General features: G+C 40.5%; 22 protein-coding genes. 12 read left to right on the top strand and 10 right to left on the bottom strand.

The genetic code is table 11. The features are described 5' to 3' along the window. Positions 1 to 122 precede the first annotated feature (122 nt). Positions 123 to 680, top strand: a complete 558-nt coding sequence (locus BFP71_RS06400; protein WP_069834666.1) for a thioredoxin family protein — start codon at positions 123 to 125, stop codon at positions 678 to 680. A 34-nt stretch (positions 681 to 714) separates the two neighbouring features. On the opposite strand, the gene BFP71_RS06395 is transcribed toward BFP71_RS06400, so the two are convergent. From BFP71_RS06395 to BFP71_RS06365, 7 genes are all read right to left on the bottom strand, one after another. Further along, entirely contained in the window at positions 715 to 1,359 is a 645-nt protein-coding gene (locus tag BFP71_RS06395; protein ID WP_069834665.1) for an ATP-binding cassette domain-containing protein, read from the bottom strand. Continuing rightward, a complete protein-coding gene (locus BFP71_RS06390; RefSeq protein ID WP_141719700.1) occupies positions 1,360 to 1,647 on the bottom strand; it encodes a hypothetical protein in 288 nt (95 codons plus the stop codon). 54 nt (positions 1,648 to 1,701) lie between these two features. Continuing rightward, positions 1,702 to 2,667: a YpdA family putative bacillithiol disulfide reductase gene (locus BFP71_RS06385; protein WP_069834663.1), complete on the bottom strand. Its 966-nt coding sequence runs from the start codon at positions 2,665 to 2,667 to the stop codon at positions 1,702 to 1,704. A gap of 62 nt (positions 2,668 to 2,729) precedes the next feature. Next, positions 2,730 to 3,311: a TetR/AcrR family transcriptional regulator gene (locus BFP71_RS06380; protein ID WP_069834662.1), complete on the bottom strand. Its 582-nt coding sequence runs from the start codon at positions 3,309 to 3,311 to the stop codon at positions 2,730 to 2,732. Positions 3,312 to 3,409: 98 nt separating this feature from the next. Continuing rightward, positions 3,410 to 4,162 carry a glucose 1-dehydrogenase gene (locus BFP71_RS06375; RefSeq protein ID WP_069834661.1) on the bottom strand — a complete coding sequence of 251 codons (753 nt, stop codon included), beginning with the start codon at positions 4,160 to 4,162 and terminating at the stop codon, positions 3,410 to 3,412. A 100-nt stretch (positions 4,163 to 4,262) separates the two neighbouring features. After that, the gene (locus tag BFP71_RS06370; protein WP_069834660.1) at positions 4,263 to 4,577 is read right to left on the bottom strand and encodes a potassium channel family protein; all 315 of its coding nucleotides are present in this window, start codon (positions 4,575 to 4,577) and stop codon (positions 4,263 to 4,265) included. Next, positions 4,574 to 5,818 (bottom strand): M20/M25/M40 family metallo-hydrolase, encoded by a 1,245-nt coding sequence (locus BFP71_RS06365; protein ID WP_069834659.1) that lies wholly within the window; start codon positions 5,816 to 5,818, stop codon positions 4,574 to 4,576. The genes BFP71_RS06370 and BFP71_RS06365 overlap by 4 nt, the downstream gene beginning before the upstream one ends. 68 nt (positions 5,819 to 5,886) lie before the next feature. Here BFP71_RS06365 and BFP71_RS06360 point away from each other — a divergent pair, with 68 nt between their 5' ends. From BFP71_RS06360 to BFP71_RS06310, 11 genes are all read left to right on the top strand, one after another. Beyond that, positions 5,887 to 6,993, top strand: a complete 1,107-nt coding sequence (locus BFP71_RS06360; RefSeq protein ID WP_069834658.1) for a TolB family protein — start codon at positions 5,887 to 5,889, stop codon at positions 6,991 to 6,993. 389 nt (positions 6,994 to 7,382) lie between these two features. Then, positions 7,383 to 8,060: a GNAT family N-acetyltransferase gene (locus tag BFP71_RS06355; protein ID WP_069834889.1), complete on the top strand. Its 678-nt coding sequence runs from the start codon at positions 7,383 to 7,385 to the stop codon at positions 8,058 to 8,060. After that, positions 8,050 to 9,246 (top strand): argininosuccinate synthase, encoded by a 1,197-nt coding sequence (locus BFP71_RS06350; protein WP_069834657.1) that lies wholly within the window; start codon positions 8,050 to 8,052, stop codon positions 9,244 to 9,246. The genes BFP71_RS06355 and BFP71_RS06350 overlap by 11 nt, the downstream gene beginning before the upstream one ends. Further along, positions 9,243 to 10,196, top strand: coding sequence for an N-acetyl-gamma-glutamyl-phosphate reductase (gene argC / locus BFP71_RS06345; protein WP_069834656.1), 954 nt, complete (start codon positions 9,243 to 9,245; stop codon positions 10,194 to 10,196). Before BFP71_RS06350 ends, argC begins: the two co-directional genes overlap by 4 nt. Then, positions 10,196 to 11,317, top strand: coding sequence for an aspartate aminotransferase family protein (locus BFP71_RS06340; protein WP_069834655.1), 1,122 nt, complete (start codon positions 10,196 to 10,198; stop codon positions 11,315 to 11,317). Before argC ends, BFP71_RS06340 begins: the two co-directional genes overlap by 1 nt. Then, positions 11,314 to 12,255: an N-acetylornithine carbamoyltransferase gene (locus BFP71_RS06335; RefSeq protein ID WP_069834654.1), complete on the top strand. Its 942-nt coding sequence runs from the start codon at positions 11,314 to 11,316 to the stop codon at positions 12,253 to 12,255. The genes BFP71_RS06340 and BFP71_RS06335 overlap by 4 nt, the downstream gene beginning before the upstream one ends. Further along, a complete protein-coding gene (gene argB, locus BFP71_RS06330) occupies positions 12,252 to 13,040 on the top strand; it encodes an acetylglutamate kinase (protein WP_069834653.1) in 789 nt (262 codons plus the stop codon). Before BFP71_RS06335 ends, argB begins: the two co-directional genes overlap by 4 nt. Beyond that, the gene (locus tag BFP71_RS06325; RefSeq protein ID WP_088124916.1) at positions 13,040 to 14,101 is read left to right on the top strand and encodes a M20 family metallo-hydrolase; all 1,062 of its coding nucleotides are present in this window, start codon (positions 13,040 to 13,042) and stop codon (positions 14,099 to 14,101) included. The genes argB and BFP71_RS06325 overlap by 1 nt, the downstream gene beginning before the upstream one ends. A 42-nt stretch (positions 14,102 to 14,143) precedes the next feature. After that, entirely contained in the window at positions 14,144 to 15,478 is a 1,335-nt protein-coding gene (gene argH / locus BFP71_RS06320) for an argininosuccinate lyase (RefSeq protein ID WP_069834652.1), read from the top strand. Positions 15,479 to 15,554: 76 nt separating this feature from the next. Continuing rightward, positions 15,555 to 16,496 carry a peptidoglycan DD-metalloendopeptidase family protein gene (locus BFP71_RS06315; RefSeq protein WP_069834651.1) on the top strand — a complete coding sequence of 314 codons (942 nt, stop codon included), beginning with the start codon at positions 15,555 to 15,557 and terminating at the stop codon, positions 16,494 to 16,496. Between the two features lie 12 nt (positions 16,497 to 16,508). After that, the gene (locus BFP71_RS06310) at positions 16,509 to 17,447 is read left to right on the top strand and encodes a M23 family metallopeptidase (protein WP_069834650.1); all 939 of its coding nucleotides are present in this window, start codon (positions 16,509 to 16,511) and stop codon (positions 17,445 to 17,447) included. On the opposite strand, the gene BFP71_RS06305 is transcribed toward BFP71_RS06310, so the two are convergent. The 3 genes from BFP71_RS06305 to polX are packed head-to-tail and all read right to left on the bottom strand — an operon-like array spanning position 17,444 to position 20,428. Beyond that, positions 17,444 to 17,713, bottom strand: coding sequence for a hypothetical protein (locus BFP71_RS06305; protein WP_069834649.1), 270 nt, complete (start codon positions 17,711 to 17,713; stop codon positions 17,444 to 17,446). The genes BFP71_RS06310 and BFP71_RS06305 overlap by 4 nt on opposite strands. Further along, complete coding sequence (locus BFP71_RS06300; protein WP_069834648.1) at positions 17,710 to 18,723, bottom strand: glycosyltransferase family 9 protein; 1,014 nt, start codon at positions 18,721 to 18,723, stop codon at positions 17,710 to 17,712. Before BFP71_RS06300 ends, BFP71_RS06305 begins: the two co-directional genes overlap by 4 nt. Beyond that, the gene (gene polX, locus BFP71_RS06295; protein ID WP_069834647.1) at positions 18,716 to 20,428 is read right to left on the bottom strand and encodes a DNA polymerase/3'-5' exonuclease PolX; all 1,713 of its coding nucleotides are present in this window, start codon (positions 20,426 to 20,428) and stop codon (positions 18,716 to 18,718) included. Before polX ends, BFP71_RS06300 begins: the two co-directional genes overlap by 8 nt. Positions 20,429 to 20,496: the final 68 nt, after the last annotated feature.

Here is a 20,496-nt window from a genome sequence, read left to right as displayed (position 1 = left end):
GTGGGTGGATTTGTTAAAGGATGTTAAAGTCGAGAAGCTTCGATTTATTGCCGTTTTTAGACGTTCTTCTTTGTCTTTTATGATTTGCCAGCCATCTTTACTTGACTCAGCATAGAATTGATATGGCAAGAACGCTCTCCAATATGATGCCTCTCGGCACAAAGGCTCCTAGTTTTCAGTTACCTGATACGATCTCTGGAAAAACACTAAGCTTAGATCAATTGAAATCCGATAAGGCTACCGTGATTATGTTTATTTGTAATCACTGTCCTTTTGTAAAGCATGTAGACGAGGGGATCGTGGCTTTAGCCCGTGATTATGAAAAGCAAGGGGTTACTTTCATTGCCATAAGCTCAAACGATGTAGTCAACTACCCTCAAGATGCGCCAGACCTGATGAAAATTGAGGCCAAAAGGGTAGGTTATGGTTTTCCCTATCTATATGATGAAAGCCAGGCAGTGGCAAAGGCCTACGATGCAGCTTGTACGCCCGATTTCTATATTTTCGAGGGAGACTTGAATTGTGTTTATCGAGGCCAATTAGACGATGCTAGACCAGGGAATGGAAAGCCGATCACCGGCAAGGATATGAGAATGGCCTTGGACGAAATATTATCAGGAAATCCTGTTTCTGCGCCACAGGTACCTAGTATGGGTTGCAATATTAAATGGATCGCTTGAGTTTAAAGATACTAGCCGCCCGACCTGCATCTAATTAAGTTGATGATAAGTAACCAGCAAATTCAAGCGCTGTAGGATCTTTTTCAATCTGTTTCAAAGTTCCAGATTCCATCACCATCAGCCTATCGCTTATCGAGAGGATTTCGCCATACATATGGTCTGTAATGAAGATGCCCTTTTTGTCTTTTTCCGACTCGATTTTGGCACTTATTATTTCTATGCTCAAAGGCGACAACCCTGAAAATGGTTCATCGAGTAGGACAAACGTCGATTTTGATTCAAGCAGTAACTGAATTTCAACGAGTCTCTTCTGACCGAAAGATAAATGACCGATTTTCGTTTTCGGGGAACAATCAGAGAGGCCTTCTATCGCTTTATATGTGATCCCCATAAATTCGAATGCCGAAGAGATTGTTAAGAAATTAGGAAGGTAGCCGTATTGGGGTAAGTATTGCAGCAGTTGGTTTTTAAATGGTTTTTTGTAAGGTCTACCATCTATTCTCACTGACATGTCATCGGCTTTTCTGGCACCAAAGATTAAGTCAAAAAGAGTTGTTTTACCTGAACCATTTCTACCCAGTAACCCGACAACTTCGCCTACTTTAAGGTCTAGATAGATGTCAGATAAAATTGTCTTCCCATTAACCTCAAAAAATACTCCATCAACTTCTAATTTCATTTAGAATAGGTTTAAGGTGGGTAGTGTGGGTATAAAATCGATCAGAAAAGTGACACAGAAGATGGATTTGGGCGAAACGCCGACATTTTTGTAAAAAGTAAGCTTTTTCGCACCCAGGTATTCATAATACAAACCTATCGAAAGGAATTGTACCGCTTTTATCACCAAGACGATTCCAAACGAGAGTTCTATTGCTTCTCCAAACCGATAATAGTATAGGATTAGATGCATGGGTAGAAATAGGCCATACATTTTGCGGTAAAAGAGTAAGGAGAGCTTAAGTAGCACAAGTGATAACTTCAGTTGAGCCCGATTTGACTCAAAAATTAAGCCATCTTAGCGCTAGTGCATTGATTTTAAGATTGACTCCATTATAGTCGCCGAATGCTGTCTCGTATTCTCTATAAATAACTTGCTAGTTTGTAAGCCTGCGTTGATTACCCCTGCCACGTAAACTCCCTTCAGAGGTGTCTCAAGAGTTTTTTCATCGTGAATTGGGGTTTTATGACCATCATCGGAAATATGTAATCCTAGCCTATCAAAAAGGGTATAGTTAGGTTTATAACCAGTCATCGATAGGACAAAATCATTGGGTAAAGTAATCCGTCCTTCAGGTGTATTTATTATAACTTCAGTGGCCTTTATTTCTTCCACGGTACTATTGAAGTATGCTTTAATTTCACCGGCTTTAATGCGGTTTTCTATATTAGGGCGAATCCAATATTTGACTTTTGGATATATCTCTGACTCTCGAATTACCATGGTCACTTCGGCACCCTTATAATAGGTTTCCAGAGCTACATCACAAGCAGAGTTGGCCGCTCCTATAACCACCACTTTCTGATCAACATATGGATGAGGGTCGTCATAATAGTGTTTAACTTTCGGTAAGTCTTCACCAGGTATATCTAGCATTCGCGGTGTATCATAAAAGCCAGTCGCGACCACAACATTTTTGCCCTCAAATACGCCTTTTGTTGTTTGAATCAAATAACCATCGTCGCTCGAAGTCATACCAGTCACCTCGGTATAGAGGCTAACTTGTAGGTCCCAGCTTTCTTGAACTCTTCGAAAATACTCCAAAGACTCTCTCCGCGTAGGTTTATCCCCATGGGCGATAAAAGGTACATCTCCAATTTCTAAGAGATTAGAGGTGGAAAAGAAGGTCATGTTGGTTGGAAAATTGTAGAGCGAATTAACCAATACTCCTTTCTCCAGAATGATGTAGCTAAGATTTGCCTTTTTGGCTTCAATTGCACAATTCAGCCCAATTGGCCCGCCACCTATGATTACAACATCGTATTTCAAATCGCACTAAATTTTTGTTGCCCTAATAAAGCAAAAAGTAAAGAATTGGTTCCTAAAATAACTCAGTTTAGGGCAGAAATTGCGACATCTACCACATCGGCCATTTCTTCTTTAGAAATTTCGCCTTTGGCCAAAAGCCGAAGCCCCCCAGCGGTATTGAAAATAAATCGTGCGAATGATTCACTACTATGTTTGGTCGAAAACTCTCCGGCTTCTTGCCCTTCTTTGATCAACTCATTCAAAACAGCTTCCATTTTCATGCGATTGTCAGTAAACATATGGTTTACATTTTCATCACAGTAGGCAAGTTCTGTAGCGGAATTTGACAAATAACAACCACGCTTAAGCTCGTCTTGAGAAGAGTCTTCAACTATATCAGTCAAGAAGTCTCGGACGATTTCTTTAGCCGTTTTTTGAGAGCGTAACTTCTCGAGAAATTGACCTGAAGAATGTCTTCGGTATTGCTTAAGTGTTTCTAGATAAAGACCATGTTTGTCGCCCCAAGTATCATAAATGCTAGCGCGATTTATGCCCAAATGGTTCACCAAGTCTTGGATAGAAGTAGCATGAAAACCCTTTTGCCAAAACAGGTCAAGTGCTTTATCTAGCGCTTCACTTTCAACAAAATTTTTGGTCCTAGCCATGGTCTCAATTTCTTTTAGAAATGGTTATCTCGACTAATGCTTCATGCCAAGACAACCATTTCATTTTAAATTTAACTGAACGTTCCAGAATTAGCAACTTAGATCGTTGCTATCCCGCCATCAACTAATATTTCTTCCCCTAAAACATAAGATGAGTCATCTGACGCTAAGAAAAGCACAGCTTTAGCTACTTCATCAGAAGCACCAAATCTTTTCATCGGTACCATTGCTGCAAAGCCTTCAGCCATACCAGCTAATTGCTCCTCAGACATTCCCATCTTTCCATAAATCGGTGTTTCGATAGGTCCAGGGCTTACTACATTCACACGGATGTTTCTTGGTGCCAAGTCTGTCGAAATTGTACGAGCTAAATTTCTCACAGCACCCTTTGTAGCAGAGTAAACACTTCCGTTTTCAAAGCCTTTATGCACCACGGCAGAAGCGTTTAACACGATTGATCCGCCATCATTGAAGATTGGGAGTAGTTTTTGGATTGTGAAAAATAGTCCTTTAACATTTGTATTAAAGTGTGCATCGAAGAAAGCTTCATCCACTTGATCTATAGGAGCAAACCAAGCGATACCTGCATTAGCAAAAAGAATATCGATAGTACCAAACTGTTCTTTTACCTGGGCTGCTAGTGTATCGATTTCATCTAATTTGGAAGTATCTGATTGAATCGCAGTTAGGTTGTCATTGTTGACTTCCGCCACTGCCGCGTCAAGTGTTTCTTGTGTTCTTCCAGTGATGACCACTTTTGCACCTTCGGCAAGGAATGTTTTAGCTGTTGCTAGACCTATGCCTGTACTTCCGCCCGTGATTACGGCTACTTTGTTGTTTAATTTTGTCATTATTTTGTTTTTAGAATGATTGTTCCAGAATTATAATTTCAATAATAGAACGTTCATTCTAAAAAAGAGTTCAATGCTGACTAAAAAGATTGAGAAAAATTTATTTTTCGTCGTTATTTGATCGGAAACGGCTAAAATGAAGGTAGACTGTATTGATAAAAGCTAGTATCAATCCTACCCCAACGATGATATAAACAATAGTAAACGCCTTTCCGAGGTCTGTTTGGGGAGCAAAATCTCCGAAGCCGATAGTCGTTAAGGCGATCACTGAAAAGTAAAGCGAGTCTAGCCAGTTCCAGCCCTCAACATAATGATATACCACTGTACCTACAGTCACGATAAAGGCGGAAGCCATAAGCAAACCTCTGTATTCGCGGTCCTTTAAAAAGAGCAGTAAGGTGCGGATAAATATCATTTAAATTTTATTTCTGCCGCTTTGAGCTCGTCGCCTCTTTTGTATTCCACTACAGTCTGTTGACCGGATGCAAAGCCACTTAAAGCGCGCATGTAGCTCATCATATCTACAATAGTCGAGTCACCTAGTTTTACCACAATATCTCCTTTTTTCATGCCAGCTTCAGCGGCAGGCTTACCGTCAGTCACACCATCGATTCTCATGCCTGATCCGTCATAAAGGTAATCAGGTACTACTCCAAGCGATACGGTAAACCTTGGCGAGTCACCTGAGCTATCTTGTGTCTTTGTGAAGGCAAGTTTGTCGTTGTCATCAAGCGCATCAATTAAGCGTTCTATATAGCGAATCACGAAAGTCAGGCCTTTGTAATTAATTTTATCGGCATCATCGGTTGGTTTGTGATAGTCTTCATGTTGCCCAGTAAAGAAATGTAACACGGGTACATCTTGTAGGTAAAATGAGGTATGATCTGATGGGCCAACTCCAGATTCTGAAGTAACTAATTTTAAGCTATCCGTATTGACTTTATCCAAAACTTCAGTCCAGGCAGGGCTTGTTCCTGTGCCGTTAATCGCTAAGGTTTTTTCCTCATTCATCCTACCGACCATGTCCATATTGATCATGTAGTTAATGCTGTCCAGGCTTACAGTAGAATTTTTAGAGAAGTAGTTCGATCCCCATAATCCGTTTTCTTCTCCTGAAAAAGCCAAAAACAAGAAATTGTAGTTACTCCGTTTCGCTTTCAGGATCTTAGCCAACTCTATAACAGCGGCTGTGCCACTGGCATTGTCATCCGCACCATTATGAATAGCAGGCTCTCCTCTAAAAAGAGAACCCTCTTCTCCATATCCCAAGTGATCGAAATGGGCACCTATGACAATGGTAAAAGCAGCACTATTATCAATAAACCCTGCCACATTATGACCTGTAACACCGTCACCCGTCGAACCAATCACTGCTTGCTCATGCGGATTAGTTGCCTTTTTCACGGTAAACGGTTGTAAATAACCATCGGTACCTTTAGGATCCAGACCAATTTCTTCAAAAGCCTTTGCGATATAATTAGCGGCTTTTACTTCACCGGCAGTACCAATCGCTCTACCCTCCAAGGCATCATCGGCTAGGAAATTTATGTCTTCCGTAAGGCCAGCTACAATCTCACGATCAGTCGTAAAATCTGTGCATGAGATGGCACAAAACGTAATGGTCAAAATGGCGAGAAAAGGAAGGAGATTCTTCATATTTGAAACTTTAGCACAAAGATAATAATCCTTATCTTCGCGCCATTATTCAACGAATCATTAATTCAATGCGATATATATCAGTTTTTCTCATCCTTTTGGTTTTCGGTTGTGGGGCGCAAAAAACGGAAGAGACGAATGTAGTCGAACCTAGGTCTAAACAGGATTCATTGTTGCTTCACCCTGAAGAAATGAAATACCTAAAAAACATAAAACAGTTGACGTTTGGTGGAAATAATGCAGAGGCTTATTGGAGCTTCGATGATAAGCACTTGGTATTTCAGTCGGACTACGCAGAGTGGGGTGTAGGGTGTGATCAAATGTTTATCACCGATTGGAGAAATGATGATTTAAAGAATAATAAACCGCAAATGGTAAGCACAGGCTTAGGCAGAACAACATGTTCTTACTTTTTGGCCGATAACAAGACCATTGTTTATGGATCTACTCATTTGGGTGATAAAAACTGCCCTGCTGTTCCTGAACGTCGAGAAGATGGTAAGTATGTATGGCCGATTTATCCCGATTACGATATTTTCACTGCCGACTTAGACGGTAATATCATCGACCAATTGACCACAAATGAAGGTTATGACGCGGAAGCTACTGTATCTCCGCAAGGTGATAAAATCGTCTTTACTTCCATGAGAACTGGCGATCTAGAATTATTCACAATGAATGTAGATGGTTCTGACGTTAAGCAAATTACCAATGAACTTGGCTATGATGGAGGCGCTTTTTTCTCTCCTGATGGTTCTAAATTAATCTTCAGGTCTTCTAGACCAAAGACTGATGAGGACATAAAGGTATATCAAGACTTGTTGAAAGAAGGTTTGGTGATGCCTACAGATATGGAGCTCTATATCTGTAATGCCGACGGTTCTGATTTAAGAAAATTGACAGATTTAGGGCAAGCCAACTGGGCACCATTTTTCCATCCATCTGGTGAGAAAATTATCTTCGCTTCAAATCACACGGCGACAAGAGGATTCCCTTTCAATCTCTATATGATCAACATTGATGGCACTGGGTTAACCCGAATCACCAGAGACGAAACCTTCGATGCTTTCCCAGTTTTCTCGAATGACGGTAAGCATATTGTATTCTCATCCAATAGAAATAACGGCGGTGGTAGAGATACTAACCTATTCGTAGCCGAGTGGATTGGGGGATAAAACCAATTAGTTAAAGTTCTGTATAGTCGATTCTTACTGTTTTCAACTTGACAGTTAGAAGGTAATAGTCGGGTGGATCGTTTAAAAAACGACTGATTCTAATCCTCAAGTTTGCCATTTATAAACTTTTCACTTCCTTTGTTGTCTCAATAAGGAAATGCAAGCAGCAGCTTCTACATATTACCCAACCCTAGCGCTATCTCAAGTAGCCATGGAAGCTATTGTACTTAGGGCAAGGAACAGGAGGCGCTAAGCGCCTATATCATTTCGACCGCCTATGTGGTGGTCATCAATTCCCCAGATCGTATTTATTACTCATAATTAACAACTAAAGTCAAAGTATTGGCATGACTTTTCAGCCGAATATTTTGAATGGTGATTATTCTAAAATGAAAAAACAATTCATCATTAGAGCAGCCGAATTATCGGATGTAGGCTATGCCCAAGAGATCGTACAAGAGATCGCTGATTCGGCCAAAGTACGTGGTACGGGTATCGCGAAACGAACGCCTGAATATGTATCTAAGAAGATCGAGGAAGGCAAAGCCATTATAGCGACTACAAAAAGCGGCGAATGGGCAGGTTTCTGTTACATCGAAGTTTGGAGCCACGGTCAATTTGTTGCCAATTCAGGCCTAATCGTATCTCAAAAGTTTCGAGGGGCGGGTCTGGCGAAAAAAATCAAGGAAGCCACTTTCAAGCTATCGGGGAAAAAGTATCCTAAGGCCAAAATTTTCGGCTTAACAACAGGAGCAGCTGTTTTGAAGATTAACTCAGAACTAGGTTATAAGCCCGTCGTTTACGGAGAGTTAACTCAAGATGAAGAGTTCTGGAAGGGTTGCCAAAGCTGTATCAATTTTGATATTCTTACAGCCAAGAAGCGGCAAAACTGCATTTGCACAGCGATGTTGTACAACCCTGCATGGGAAAAAGATCAAAAACCGAAGCGCACCCAATGGAAGGGTAGAGAGTTAGATAAAGATTTAAAGCTCTTTGAACGCTGGTTAAAATTTAAGAAAACAGTCTTACTCAAACGAGAAGCAAAAAAGAATAAAAATGGAAAATAAGAAAGTCGTATTGGCCTATAGTGGCGGACTAGATACATCCTACTGCGTAAAATATCTAAAAGACGACAAAGGTCTAGAAGTTCATTCCGTATTGGTCAACACAGGTGGCTTCACAAAAGATGAATTGGTAGAAGTGGAGAAAAGAGCCTACGAACTGGGAGTAAAAAGTCATACTACGGTTGAAGAGACTGAGAATTACTATCAAAGTGTAGTTAAATACTTGATTTATGGGAATATCTTAAAGAACAGCACCTACCCACTGTCTGTAAGTGCCGAAAGGGTAAGTCAAGCGATCGCCATTGCCAAACATGCAAAATCTCTGAATGCCGATTATATAGCGCATGGTAGTACCGGTGCAGGAAATGATCAGGTTCGTTTTGACATGATTTTTCAAAGCTTTCTACCTGAAGCCGAAATCATCACGCCCATCCGTGATTTACAGCTATCCAGAGAGGAGGAAATAGCATATCTTAAAACGAAAGGTGTGGAGATGGACTTTGAAAAAGCTGCTTACTCTATCAATAAAGGGTTGTGGGGTACGTCAGTTGGCGGAAAGGAAACTTTAACGTCGAATGGATACTTGCCAGAAAGTGCTTTTCCGACCCAAGTCACCAAAGACAAAGCCGAGGAGCTAACGCTTGGCTTTGAAAATGGGGAACTAAAAACAGTGAATGAGAAGCGTTTTGACAAATCACATGAGGCTATCCAATACTTAGAAACCCTCGCTGGACCTTTTGGAATAGGCCGAGATATCCATGTAGGAGATACTATCATTGGTATAAAAGGACGCGTTGGTTTTGAAGCGGCGGCGGCGTTGCTCACTATAAAAGCTCATCAAGCTTTAGAAAAACACGTGTTAACCAAGTGGCAGATTTATTGGAAAGACCAAATCGCTGCTTTCTACGGCAACTGGCTTCACGAAGGCCAATTTATGGATCCAGTAATGCGCGACATGGAGGCTATGATGGATAGCACACAGCAGAATGTCACAGGGAAAGTATTTATGACCCTTTTACCTTATCGCTATCAAGTAAATGGAATAGAATCTGATCACGATTTAATGTCCGCTAAGTTTGGTCACTATGGTGAAATGAACAAGACATGGTCGGGAGATGATGTCAAAGGGTTTGCCAAAATCTTTGGTAATCAAAATGCGATTTATCACCAAGTAAATGGAGACTCATGATTAAAGTAGGAATAATAGGAGGGGCAGGCTATACTGGTGGAGAACTTGTTCGATTGCTGCTCAATCATCCGTCAGTAGAAATCATTTTTGTTCAAAGCAGAAGCCAAGCGGGTGAAAAGCTTCATACTGTGCACCCTGATCTTCTTGGAGAGATAGAATTGACTTTCTCCGCTGATTTAAATTTTCAAATAGATGTTCTTTTTCTCTGTATGGGGCATGGTGCATCCTCAGAATTCATAAGTCAGCATTCAATACCAGCTCACGTCAAAGTGATAGATTTGAGCCAGGATTTCCGATTAGATAATGACAAGGTTTATGGCCTACCTGAATTAAATAAAGAGTCGATTCAATCCGCAAATTATGTCGCGAACCCAGGTTGTTTCGCTACGGCAATTCAATTGGCGCTGCTTCCTCTAGCCCATAATGGGGCCTTGAAAGAAGTTCATATTTCGGGAATCACAGGATCGACAGGAGCGGGTTTTCAGCCGTCTCAAACGACTCATTTTAGCTGGCGAGATAGTAATGTATCTACTTACAAAGCTTTCAACCATCAGCATATGGCAGAAGTGACGAAGAGTTTGATGCAATATCAACCTTGGTTCGATCAGCCATTAAATTTCATTCCTTATCGTGGAAATTTTACGCGAGGAATCCTTGTCACCGCTTATCAGTACTGCGAGTGGCCATTGGCAGAAGCGATCAGAGTATATAAAGAGTACTATCAAGATCATCCATTTGTTAGCGTGAGCGAGCGACCTTTAGATGTCAAACAAGTTGTCAACACCAACAAATGTTTCGTTAACCTAACCATGCACAACGGATATTTAATGATCCAGTCGGTAATTGATAATTTGTTGAAAGGAGCGTCTGGCCAAGCTGTTCAAAACATGAATTTGATGTTTGGTTTGGAAGAGACTACTGGGCTGAAATTAAAAGGAGGGGCTTTCTGATGGAAATGTTTGATGTATACCCACTTTACCCGATAGAACCCGTCAAAGCGCTGGGATCTAAACTTTGGGATAAAAATGGAGCCGAATATCTGGATTTATATGGTGGTCATGCCGTAATATCAATAGGTCATAGTCATCCGACCTATGTTAAAAACGTCACCGAGCAGCTTAACAAAATCGGTTTTTACTCCAATGCAGTTCAGAACAGTTTGCAAGGTGAATTGGCCTTGAAACTAGGCCAGATTTCGGGCTACTATGACTATAACTTATTTCTATGCAGCACTGGAGCTGAGGCCAACGAGAATGCTTTGAAACTGGCTTCCTTTCACACGGGGAGAAAGAAAATTATTGCCGTGGAAAATGCTTTTCATGGGCGAACTTCTGGTGCAGTGGCTGCTACTCACAACCCGAAAATTATTGCGCCATATAATGCCGATCACGAAGTAGAATTTGTACCATTAAATGATTGTGAGGCACTTGAATTAGCCTTTAACGACGAGGTGGCTGGTTTTATCATCGAACCAATTCAGGGGGTGGCGGGGCTTTTTGAAGCAACGAGTCAATTCCTTCAAAAAGCTCAGGACTTATGCGAGCAACACGATGCAGTTTTTATTCTGGATGAAGTACAATCTGGGGCGGGAAGAACAGGTAAGTTTTTCGCCCATCAATACGCTAATATTAGACCAGATATTATCACCCTAGCAAAGGGTATGGGTAATGGGTTTCCAGTGGCGAGTGTGCTGATTAACCCTAAACTAGAGCCATGGCATGGTATGTTAGGGACTACTTTCGGAGGTAACCATCTGGCCTGCGCAGCAGGGTTGTCGGTGCTTGAGGTACTTGCCGAAGAGGGGCTAATGAAAAATGCCACAGAAATGGGAGCATATATAGTTGAGCAATTAGGGGATATCAATGCTGTCAAGGAAATTCGTGGAAAAGGCTTAATGGTCGGTGCAGCTTTCGACTTTCCTGTAGCTGAACTTAGAAAAAAGCTGCTTTTTGAGCATCACATTTTTACTGGTTCTGCCGCAGACAAACAAACTCTTCGTTTACTGCCTTCTTTAGCCGTAACACAGGAAGAACTAGATCAGTTTTTTGATGCTTTAAAGAAAGAATTATGAAGCATTTTACGAGCATAGCAGATGTCCAAAACGTTGATCAGTTAGTCGAACAGGCTATTTTATTCAAAAATAATCCGTTCCAATCCGAGCTCGGAAAAGGGAAAAAAGTGGGCTTAGTTTTTTTGAATCCGAGTCTTAGAACAAGGTTAAGTACACAAGTTGCTGCCCAGAATTTAGGGGCTGAGGCTATTGTATTGGACATTGGTAAGGATGGTTGGGCCTTAGAATTCAATGATGGCGTAGTCATGAATGGCGATAAGGCAGAACATATTCGAGAAGCCGCGGCGGTGATGGGCAGATATTTTGATATTCTAGGTGTTAGAACTTTTCCCGGTTTGACCGATCGGTCAGAGGACTATGCTGAAATACTCCTTCAGTCTTTCATCAAATACGCAGGTATTCCGGTAGTGAGTTTGGAAAGTGGCACAAGACATCCTTTACAAAGCTTAGCGGACTTGATGACCATTCAAGAACAATGGCCCCATTCGCATAAACCAAAGGTGGTTCTGACCTGGGCACCTCACGTGAAAGCCTTGCCTCAAGCGGTGCCAAACTCATTTGCTGAATGGATGATCCAAGCAGACGTAGATTTTTCTATTGCTAACCCAGCAGGTTATGATCTGGCACCTGAATTTAGCAATGGAGTTTCGGTTTTTCATGATCAAGCTGAGGCTTTGGAAGGTGCAGATTTTGTCTATGTTAAAAACTGGTCATCTTATGAGCATTACGGCCAAGTATTATCTCAGGATGAAAAATGGACTTTCGGTCAAAAACAATTGTCACTTACGAATAATGCCAAGGTAATGCACTGTTTGCCAGTGAGAAGAGGTTTGGTGATTAAGGATGAAGTACTCGATAGCAAAAATGCCATTCATTTAGAACAAGCTGAGAACCGAGTTTATGCAGCGCAGTCCATTTTAAACGAACTTTTAAAATGAAGGAGTTAACAATAGTCAAAGTCGGGGGTAAGGTGATTGATGACCACGAAGCCCTTGCATCTTTTCTGGATGCTTTTACCGATGTACCTAGCCCGAAAATACTAGTTCACGGTGGAGGTAAAGTGGCATCCGATTTTGGAGAGCGATTGGGAATAACCCCTAAACTCATTGATGGACGAAGAATTACGGATGCACCAACTTTAGAACTAGTGATCATGGTTTATGGTGGTTTGGTCAATAAAAATATTGTAGCCCAACTGCAAGCAAGATCAGAAAATGCCATAGGATTGACGGGTGCAGACGCCAATGTAATGTCGGCGGTCAAAAGACCCGTTTCACAAGTGGATTATGGTTTTGTAGGAGATGTGACAAAGGAGGATGTTGGCGTATCCACTTTGTCTAAGTTGATTGAAGCCGAATTGACACCGGTTTTTTGCCCATTGACCCATGACAAGCAGGGTAATTTACTTAATACAAATGCTGATACTATTGCGAGTATCTTAGGCGTGGCTATGGCTGAAAACTACCGAGTAAATTTGATTTACTGCTTTGAACAAAACGGCGTTTTGGAAGACTTTGGAAAGAAAATAGTTATTAAGGTTTTATACAGAGATCGGTACGATAAGCTGAAAAGTGAGGGTACAATTCATGCAGGGATGATCCCGAAACTAGACAATGCCTTCAATGCACTTGAAGGTGGAGTTCACCAAGTTAAAATCGGTTCATTTCAGTCGCTAAAAGCCTTGTTACTTGGTGAATTAGGAACTAAAATCACCATAAATTGATGGCAATGGATGCATTAACGATCGAGGCAGTTGACCTACTGAAAGCACTTATTAAAACACCGTCTTTTAGTAAAGAAGAAGATCAAACTGCTGATATTATTAGTGATTTCTTGAGCAAGAAAGCAGTTGCAGTTGATAGAGTTGGAAACAACATATGGGCCAAGAATTTAAATTTTGACCCCAATAAACCGACCATTTTACTCAACTCGCATCACGATACAGTGAAGCCCAACAGTGGGTATACAAATGACCCCTTTGACGCGAAAATAGAAGACGAAAAGTTATACGGTTTAGGAAGTAATGATGCAGGAGGCTGTTTGGTTTCTTTAATAGCCACCTTCTTGAATTATTATGCCAAACCGAATTTGGCTTACAATCTGATTTTAGCCGCCTCAGCGGAGGAAGAAATCTCAGGAAAAGGAGGTATAGAAAATCTTGTGCCCCATTTACCAGCGATTGATTTTGCGATAGTTGGAGAACCCACACAAATGAATTTGGCCATTGCTGAAAAGGGGTTGATGGTGTTGGACTGTGTGGCCAAGGGAAAATCAGGGCATGCCGCCAGAAATGAAGGAAAAAATGCAATTTACAAGGCCATTGAAGATATTGATTGGTTTAAAACTCATGAATTTGAGGAGATATCTGAGACTCTGGGGCCTATTAAAATGAGCGTTACGGTCATAGAAGCAGGAAAACAGCACAATGTAGTACCTGATGAATGCAAATTTGTGGTGGATGTTCGGACTACGGATATTTTGTCTAACCTAGAAACGCTCAAAATCATTGAGGAAAACGTAAGTAGCACTGTAAAACCAAGGTCCACTCGGCTAAATCCATCTGGTATTCCAAAGAATCATCCCATTGTAAAAGCGGGTCTTGAACTGGGCAAACAAACTTATGGATCGCCTACACTTTCCGATCAAGCTTTAATGCCCTTTCCGTCTTTGAAACTGGGGCCTGGCGACTCGGCAAGATCGCACACCGCTGATGAATATATTTACTTGTCTGAAATTGAAAACGGAATTAAAGACTACATTAAAATTCTGGACAAACTACTTTAGAACCTACCGATCGCAAACTGATTAAACCATTGAAAAATCGTTATGAAACTCTGGCAAAAAGAAACAAATGTCTCTGAAATTGTAGAACGCTATACCGTCGGTCGAGACTTGGAATTTGATATTCAATTGGCGCCTTATGATGTGCTAGGCTCATTGGCACACACCGAAATGTTGGCTTCGATTGGTTTATTAGAGCAACAAGAGAAAGCACTGATTCATAAAGAATTGAAGTCCATTTATCAAGATATAGCGGACGGTGATTTTGAAATTCAGTCTGGTGTTGAAGATATACATTCTCAAATCGAGCTTTTGCTGACCGATCGTTTAGGTGATGTGGGCAAGAAGATCCATAGTGGCAGGTCACGAAACGATCAAGTTTTAGTTGATCTGAAGCTATTTATGCGGCAGGAAATCCAAGAAATAACCCATGGAGTTTCGACACTTTTTGATCGTTTACTTTTGCTGAGCGATCGGCATAAGGAAACTTTAATGCCTGGGTATACCCATATGCAAGTAGCTATGCCATCTTCTTTCGGCCTTTGGTTTGGCGCCTATGCCGAAAGCTTGGTCGATGACTTACACGTGCTTCATGCTGCCTATAAAATCGTCAATAAAAACCCGCTGGGTTCTGGGGCGGGTTACGGATCATCATTCCCATTAAACCGTCGTTTGACAACAGATTTATTAGGCTTCGAAGATTTGAATTATAACGTGGTTTATGCCATGATGGGGCGCGGAAAAGCCGAAAAGTCTTTAGCTACTGGTATGGCGGCAGTCGCTGGTTCGCTTTCTAAATTTGCCATGGATGTCTGTTTGTATATGGGGCAAGACTTTGGTTTTCTTTCCTTTCCAGATGAGCTGACAACGGGGTCGAGTATTATGCCTCATAAGAAAAACCCAGACGTATTTGAATTAATGCGGGGTAAGTGTAATCGAATTCAAGCGCTCCCCAATGATATTGCTTTGTTAACTGCGAATTTACCCGTCGGGTACCATAGAGAAATGCAACTGATTAAGGAAGTCCTTTTTCCGGCAATTCAGGATTTGAAAGACTGCTTATTTATGTGCGATTTTATGCTTCAAAAAGTAGTTATCAGTACTGGCCTAGTTGATAAGGACAAATACAAATATCTCTTCAGCGTAGAGGAAACGAATAAGTTGGTGTTGAGCGGTGTGCCATTTCGAGACGCTTACAAACAAGTGGGCCTTGCGATTGAAAAAGGAGAATTCAACCCTCAAAAACTCGTGAATCACTCCCATGAAGGTAGTATTGGACAATTGAACTTAGACGAGATTCAAAGCTTGAAGGAAACGGTGGTTGAACAATTCAACTTTGCTGTATGGAATACTAGGATAAAGCAGTTAGTCTCATCGTAATATTTAATAAATATTATTATTAAATATTGTCTTTTACCGCTGTTTATGTAGATTGGATGTTTTTACAGCATCTACAATGAGAATACTTTTTAAAATCGTCGCCCTAAGTCTTATTATCACTTTTGGTCACAACACGATCAATGCTCAACCCAGAGTAAGATTGACTCGAGAGCAGGATAGAAATAATCCAGAAGACTATATTATCTATGCCAATAACCCGACGGGAGAAGATCGGCATGTTGTGGTCATTTTTACTGATTTGGTTGGTTATACTTCTTCCTTAGCTAACCCGCCAGCAGTAAATATTGGGCCTGGCAGGAGTAAGCTCTTGAGAATGAAAAGAGATGAGCTGACAAGTGGTGCTACTTTCCAGTTTGAATATTACACGCACCCTGGGGTTGCTAATCCAAAAATCAAGAAGGTAGATTATGTTTTGCCAGTAGATCCCGGCAAAACTGTTTCCGTGAAGAAATTAACTGATGCGAGACTTTCTTTTGGTGGTGCATCTGCTGAAAATATTTATTACGGTTTGGCTTTTACTGGAAACGAAGGCGATACTATTCGCGCTGTTCGTGGTGGCATGGTTCAAGAGATAGTTCAAGATCAAGATACTGAGGGGCAAAATGTGGTTTTTTCCAAAACCAAAAACTACTTGACCATAAAACATGCTGATGGAACCATTGCCAGTTATGATATTTTTAAAAGCAAATCAGCCATGGTTGAAGAAGGAGATGAGGTTTTGGCAGGGGCGCCTTTAGCTTTGCTTACAGGTGAGAACTATCAAATGGGACCAAATTTTAGGTTGAGTATACGCTATTTGAAATTTACTTACTCTAAAGCACTCAAATCTAATGAGTGGTACTCCTACCATTACATCAAACCAAAGTTTAGTACAGCGAAAGAGGGAGTTAGGGAGCTTCAAGGCAACTATACCTATACAGCCGTACTGAATGATGATTTAATTACTCAAGACATGTCTAGGAAACAGAAAAAGAAATACTTAAAATCTAAACGTTAATCGGTTTAGTATATGAAGGTCATTTTAAAACTAGTATTTCAGGTAGTTTTTTGCTTCTCTTTTTTAATTCCATGTAAAGCACAGCACCTTAATTTTAATGTTTACTATGTAATTGATGATAATGATGACTACGTTTTCTATTGTAATAATACGACTGGAGAAAATCAGCATTTAGTGGTCTCATTTAATAAAATATTAGGTTTAAGAGCTAATACTAGTTTACCATATGCTGCTAACGTAGGCGATGGAAAGCGAATGCTATTTAAGTTGCAAAGAGAAGGACTGGAGTCATTTAAGGACTTTTCTTTCAATTATTCAATATATGCCGCTAAAGCAAATCCTAAAATTAGAAATATAAAATATGCATTACCTATCAAGGCTGGCAAGTCGGTAGAGGTCAAGGAACTTACCGAGCTTAAAGAGTTATTTGATGAAAAGACCGTTTCGGACAAACTTTATGGACTTGCATTCATGTCCTCTTTCAATGATACCATTTATGCTTCTCGGTCAGGGGTTGTTAAAGAAATTGAGCAATATGATTCTGCTACTGGAAATAGCTTGATCTATAATAAAAGAGGTAATTATATCGAAATTGAACATCGTGATGGTACAATAGCCACTTACTCTTTGTTTAAGAATAAATCAAGCTTTGTAAAAGAGGGTGATGATATTGTTGTTGGATCACCATTAGCGATTGTAGCTGGGTCTAATTATGATCTTGGGCCACATTTTGTAATGACAATTTCATATCTGAAATACAAGTACGATAAAAATCTGGACTCAGATGATTGGTATACTATCGGATACGTAGTCCCAAAGTTTCAAACTTTTCGCTACAATCTAACCGAACTTCAAGGCAATTCAATTTATACTGCTGTGTTCGATGATGAGCTGATCACACAAGAGATGACTAGGAAACAGAAAAAGAAGTATTTAAAATCTAAACGTTAAAACAGCTCGAGGGCAAATACAAGAAAGGCATAAACGGCGGTGATAAAAGCGAGTCTTCGACTTTGCTTTAGGTCTTTTTCAGGTATTCCCATCGCTCTTATCACCTTAATGTTAAAAGAGAGTGATACAAGTATAAAACCAAGAGAAAGCCCAAAAACGAAGTCTGGGTTTTCATAAGCTACCCACCCCTGGCTCTCACTTAATTCGGTAAGTGCAGATAGCACAAGTAAGATAAAAGATATCAGCTGGAGTCTTTTATGTTTCATGGCAGCCAAAAATCAAAAATGATATCATTCATACACTTAAAGTGCCCTTTTGGACATTTGTCGTAACCAATTTTAGAACATGGCCGACAGGAAATCTTCTTGTTTTCTAAAAGCGTGAATTTGGTTTGGTACGGGTACATGCCGAATTCTGGAATGGTATTTCCCCAAATAGAGAATATGTTTTTGTTCATAGCCGCCGCTATGTGCATCATACCAGTATCATGTGTAAAAACATAAGACGCTTTTTTTATAATAGAGGCTGACTGATTGATGTTGAATTTACCACAAGCATTATAGATTTCGGCATTCTTACCTAGTGCCTCCATAGATTCACGGTTTTCCTCAGTTTCACCTGCTCGGTCAAAGAAAGCTTCGATTTTAGCACCATTTTCAGCATCTTCTTTGCCGCCGAGTAGAATTATCGGTTTGTTGATTTTGTCACACAACTCGATCATACGGTCCAGCGTGAGTTTTTTAGTTTCATGTTGGCCGCCAATCGCAAATGCTACAAAACTCTTTTGATGTGTTTTTGGTAGCCAGTCTTCTTCAATCTCGTCCTTTTCAGGAATAAAGTAGTCCAGTCCCAAAAGATCCTTTTTTACCCCTAAGGGTTTAGCAGCCTCCAAGTACCGATCGACAATATGGATGTTGGGTAGCTTATTGATTTTAAAATTTACTACTAACCATTTCTCCCAATTTAACTTAGGGAAAGCCTCGCTTTTTGTACTCAGTTTCGCCTTGAGAATTTTCGTTCTAAGGTTGTTGTGTAAATCGACAACGAAATCGAATTTTTCAGCCTTTAATTCTTTAGCAAGTTCATTTAGATCGTCCCCTAGAAAGTGAAACTTATCAATATACGGGTTGGCCTCAAGAATACTATGATATTGCTTTTTGGTACAGTAGTGTACTTCAACATCATCCAGTTGAGATTTAATCACCCTAATCACAGGAGTAGTGAGGACAATATCTCCAATGGACGAAAACCGAATAATGAGTACTTTTTTAGGCATGCGCGGTGGCTTGTGCTTTTTTGTTTTTAAAGTGTTCGGTAATCTCTTCTAATGAAAGGGCATTGAAAGTCATTTCGGCTGTTAAACCACCTTTTCTGCCGACTAAAAGGCCATATTTCATATGGTGATAACCAGACATCTGGTGAGCATCAGGGTTAATCGAAAGCATAATACCTTGTTCTAAGGCATAATTTGCCCAACGCCAATCAAGGTCTAAACGCCATGGGTTGGCATTGATCTCAATGACTACATTGTGCTTTGCGCAATGATCAATTACGGCCTTGTGGTCAATCGGATAACCTTCTCTTCTTAATAACAAGCGACCTGTTGGGTGTCCCAAAACTGTGGTATATGGATTTTCAATTGCTGTTAAAAGCCTTTGTGTCGCTTTTTGTTTATTCATTTTTAATACGGAGTGAACAGAAGCGACTATAAAATCAAAACTGGCCAATACTTCATCTTCATAGTCAAGCTGGCCATCGTAAAGGATATCTGATTCAATTCCTTTGAGAATTTTGAAAGGAGCAAGTTGTTCATTCAGCCGATCGATCTCCGCATGTTGTTCTATAATTCGGTTTTCGTTGAGGCCATTAGCATAGAATGCCGATTTACTATGATCGCAAATCCCCAGATATTCATAGCCAAGCTCCTTGCAGTAAGTAGCCATTTGTTCTAGGCTGTGTTTTCCGTCGCTATAAGTAGAGTGATTGTGAAGAATGCCTTTTAAATCGGTCATTTCCACAAGTTTCGGAAGATTACCCTTTTTGGCCGCCTCTATTTCAAAGGTTCCTTCTCTTAACTCAGGTAAAACATAGTCCATACCCGCCGCAGCGTAAATTGCCTGTTCGGTATCGAAGTTGCCACTGTTTACAATATCTCTTAAAGTTTGTTTATCTACTATCGCGGTGCCGAGGTGTTGATCACTTGCAGAGCGTAGAAAAAGGTCTTTAATAAATGTACTGGGATCGGTAAACGTAAATTCACATGGTACCAAATGTTCTTTGTATGTACCGCGCCAAGTGATCGGTCCGCTAGCTTTTAAATCCTGCTTGAATTCGGGTAAATCACTTATGGCGGTTTCCATATCGTCAAAATCATCGCCAGAGATAAGTATTTCCAAGCGATCGATTACCTCTAGGTTTCTTCTTAGCCCACCAATTGGCTTAACTTCTTTAATGTCAGTAATTGCCGATAGTTTCTCTACAACCTCTTCCAACAAAGCCTCAGCATTCGCATAGTGAAGCTTGTTGGCATTAGCCTCTTTAAACGCTAAGGCATCAATGATTACCTGTTGAGTTTTATCTCCAAAACCTTTCAATTTGGCGACCAAACCAGCATTAGCGGCTTCTTTCAGTTCATGGCCACTTTCGATCCCTAATTCTCTCCATAGAACTTTTATCTTTTTTGGACCGATGCCTTTGATATCCAATAGCTCAACAATGCCCTCTGGTGTAGAGGCTAAATACTCAGAGAGCGCTTCTGAAACACCCGTTGTCGAAATCTGAAAAATGGTTGCCGCAATACCTTTTCCTACACCATCTAGTTGCTCAAGTTCCTGAAGGTTAAGTGTGGCAAGTTCTATATCACTTTTGTCCAGATTGAATACTGCATTTTGATAACCACGAATTTTAAAACTGTTTTCATCGTGAAGCTCCATAAGTGCAGCCTGCAGTTTCAGTTGTTTAAGTATTGTAGCGTTGTCCAATATTTGATAATTTGATTTGAGAAGTGATTTAGTGGGTTTTTAATCCCCTAATCGTTTCGTTAACTTCA

The sequence above is a fragment of the Roseivirga misakiensis genome (assembly GCF_001747105.1).
In the GTDB taxonomy this organism is placed as follows: domain Bacteria; phylum Bacteroidota; class Bacteroidia; order Cytophagales; family Cyclobacteriaceae; genus Roseivirga; species Roseivirga misakiensis.
This window is presented reverse-complemented; position numbering and strand designations above follow the sequence as displayed.

Bases quoted from the DNA above. Each gene is read 5' to 3' on its own strand.
- BFP71_RS06400 (WP_069834666.1), top strand. From the start codon at position 123: ATGGCAAGAACGCTCTCCAATATGATGCCTCTCGGCACAAAGGCTCCT.
- BFP71_RS06395 (WP_069834665.1), bottom strand. From the start codon at position 1,359: ATGAAATTAGAAGTTGATGGAGTATTTTTTGAGGTTAATGGGAAGACA.
- BFP71_RS06380 (WP_069834662.1), bottom strand. From the start codon at position 3,311: ATGGCTAGGACCAAAAATTTTGTTGAAAGTGAAGCGCTAGATAAAGCA.
- BFP71_RS06375 (WP_069834661.1), bottom strand. From the start codon at position 4,162: ATGACAAAATTAAACAACAAAGTAGCCGTAATCACGGGCGGAAGTACA.
- BFP71_RS06370 (WP_069834660.1), bottom strand. From the start codon at position 4,577: ATGATATTTATCCGCACCTTACTGCTCTTTTTAAAGGACCGCGAATAC.
- BFP71_RS06365 (WP_069834659.1), bottom strand. From the start codon at position 5,818: ATGAAGAATCTCCTTCCTTTTCTCGCCATTTTGACCATTACGTTTTGT.
- BFP71_RS06360 (WP_069834658.1), top strand. From the start codon at position 5,887: ATGCGATATATATCAGTTTTTCTCATCCTTTTGGTTTTCGGTTGTGGG.
- BFP71_RS06355 (WP_069834889.1), top strand. From the start codon at position 7,383: ATGAAAAAACAATTCATCATTAGAGCAGCCGAATTATCGGATGTAGGC.
- BFP71_RS06350 (WP_069834657.1), top strand. From the start codon at position 8,050: ATGGAAAATAAGAAAGTCGTATTGGCCTATAGTGGCGGACTAGATACA.
- argC (WP_069834656.1), top strand. From the start codon at position 9,243: ATGATTAAAGTAGGAATAATAGGAGGGGCAGGCTATACTGGTGGAGAA.
- BFP71_RS06340 (WP_069834655.1), top strand. From the start codon at position 10,196: ATGGAAATGTTTGATGTATACCCACTTTACCCGATAGAACCCGTCAAA.
- BFP71_RS06335 (WP_069834654.1), top strand. From the start codon at position 11,314: ATGAAGCATTTTACGAGCATAGCAGATGTCCAAAACGTTGATCAGTTA.
- argB (WP_069834653.1), top strand. From the start codon at position 12,252: ATGAAGGAGTTAACAATAGTCAAAGTCGGGGGTAAGGTGATTGATGAC.
- BFP71_RS06325 (WP_088124916.1), top strand. From the start codon at position 13,040: ATGGCAATGGATGCATTAACGATCGAGGCAGTTGACCTACTGAAAGCA.
- argH (WP_069834652.1), top strand. From the start codon at position 14,144: ATGAAACTCTGGCAAAAAGAAACAAATGTCTCTGAAATTGTAGAACGC.
- BFP71_RS06315 (WP_069834651.1), top strand. From the start codon at position 15,555: ATGAGAATACTTTTTAAAATCGTCGCCCTAAGTCTTATTATCACTTTT.
- BFP71_RS06310 (WP_069834650.1), top strand. From the start codon at position 16,509: ATGAAGGTCATTTTAAAACTAGTATTTCAGGTAGTTTTTTGCTTCTCT.
- BFP71_RS06305 (WP_069834649.1), bottom strand. From the start codon at position 17,713: ATGAAACATAAAAGACTCCAGCTGATATCTTTTATCTTACTTGTGCTA.
- BFP71_RS06300 (WP_069834648.1), bottom strand. From the start codon at position 18,723: ATGCCTAAAAAAGTACTCATTATTCGGTTTTCGTCCATTGGAGATATT.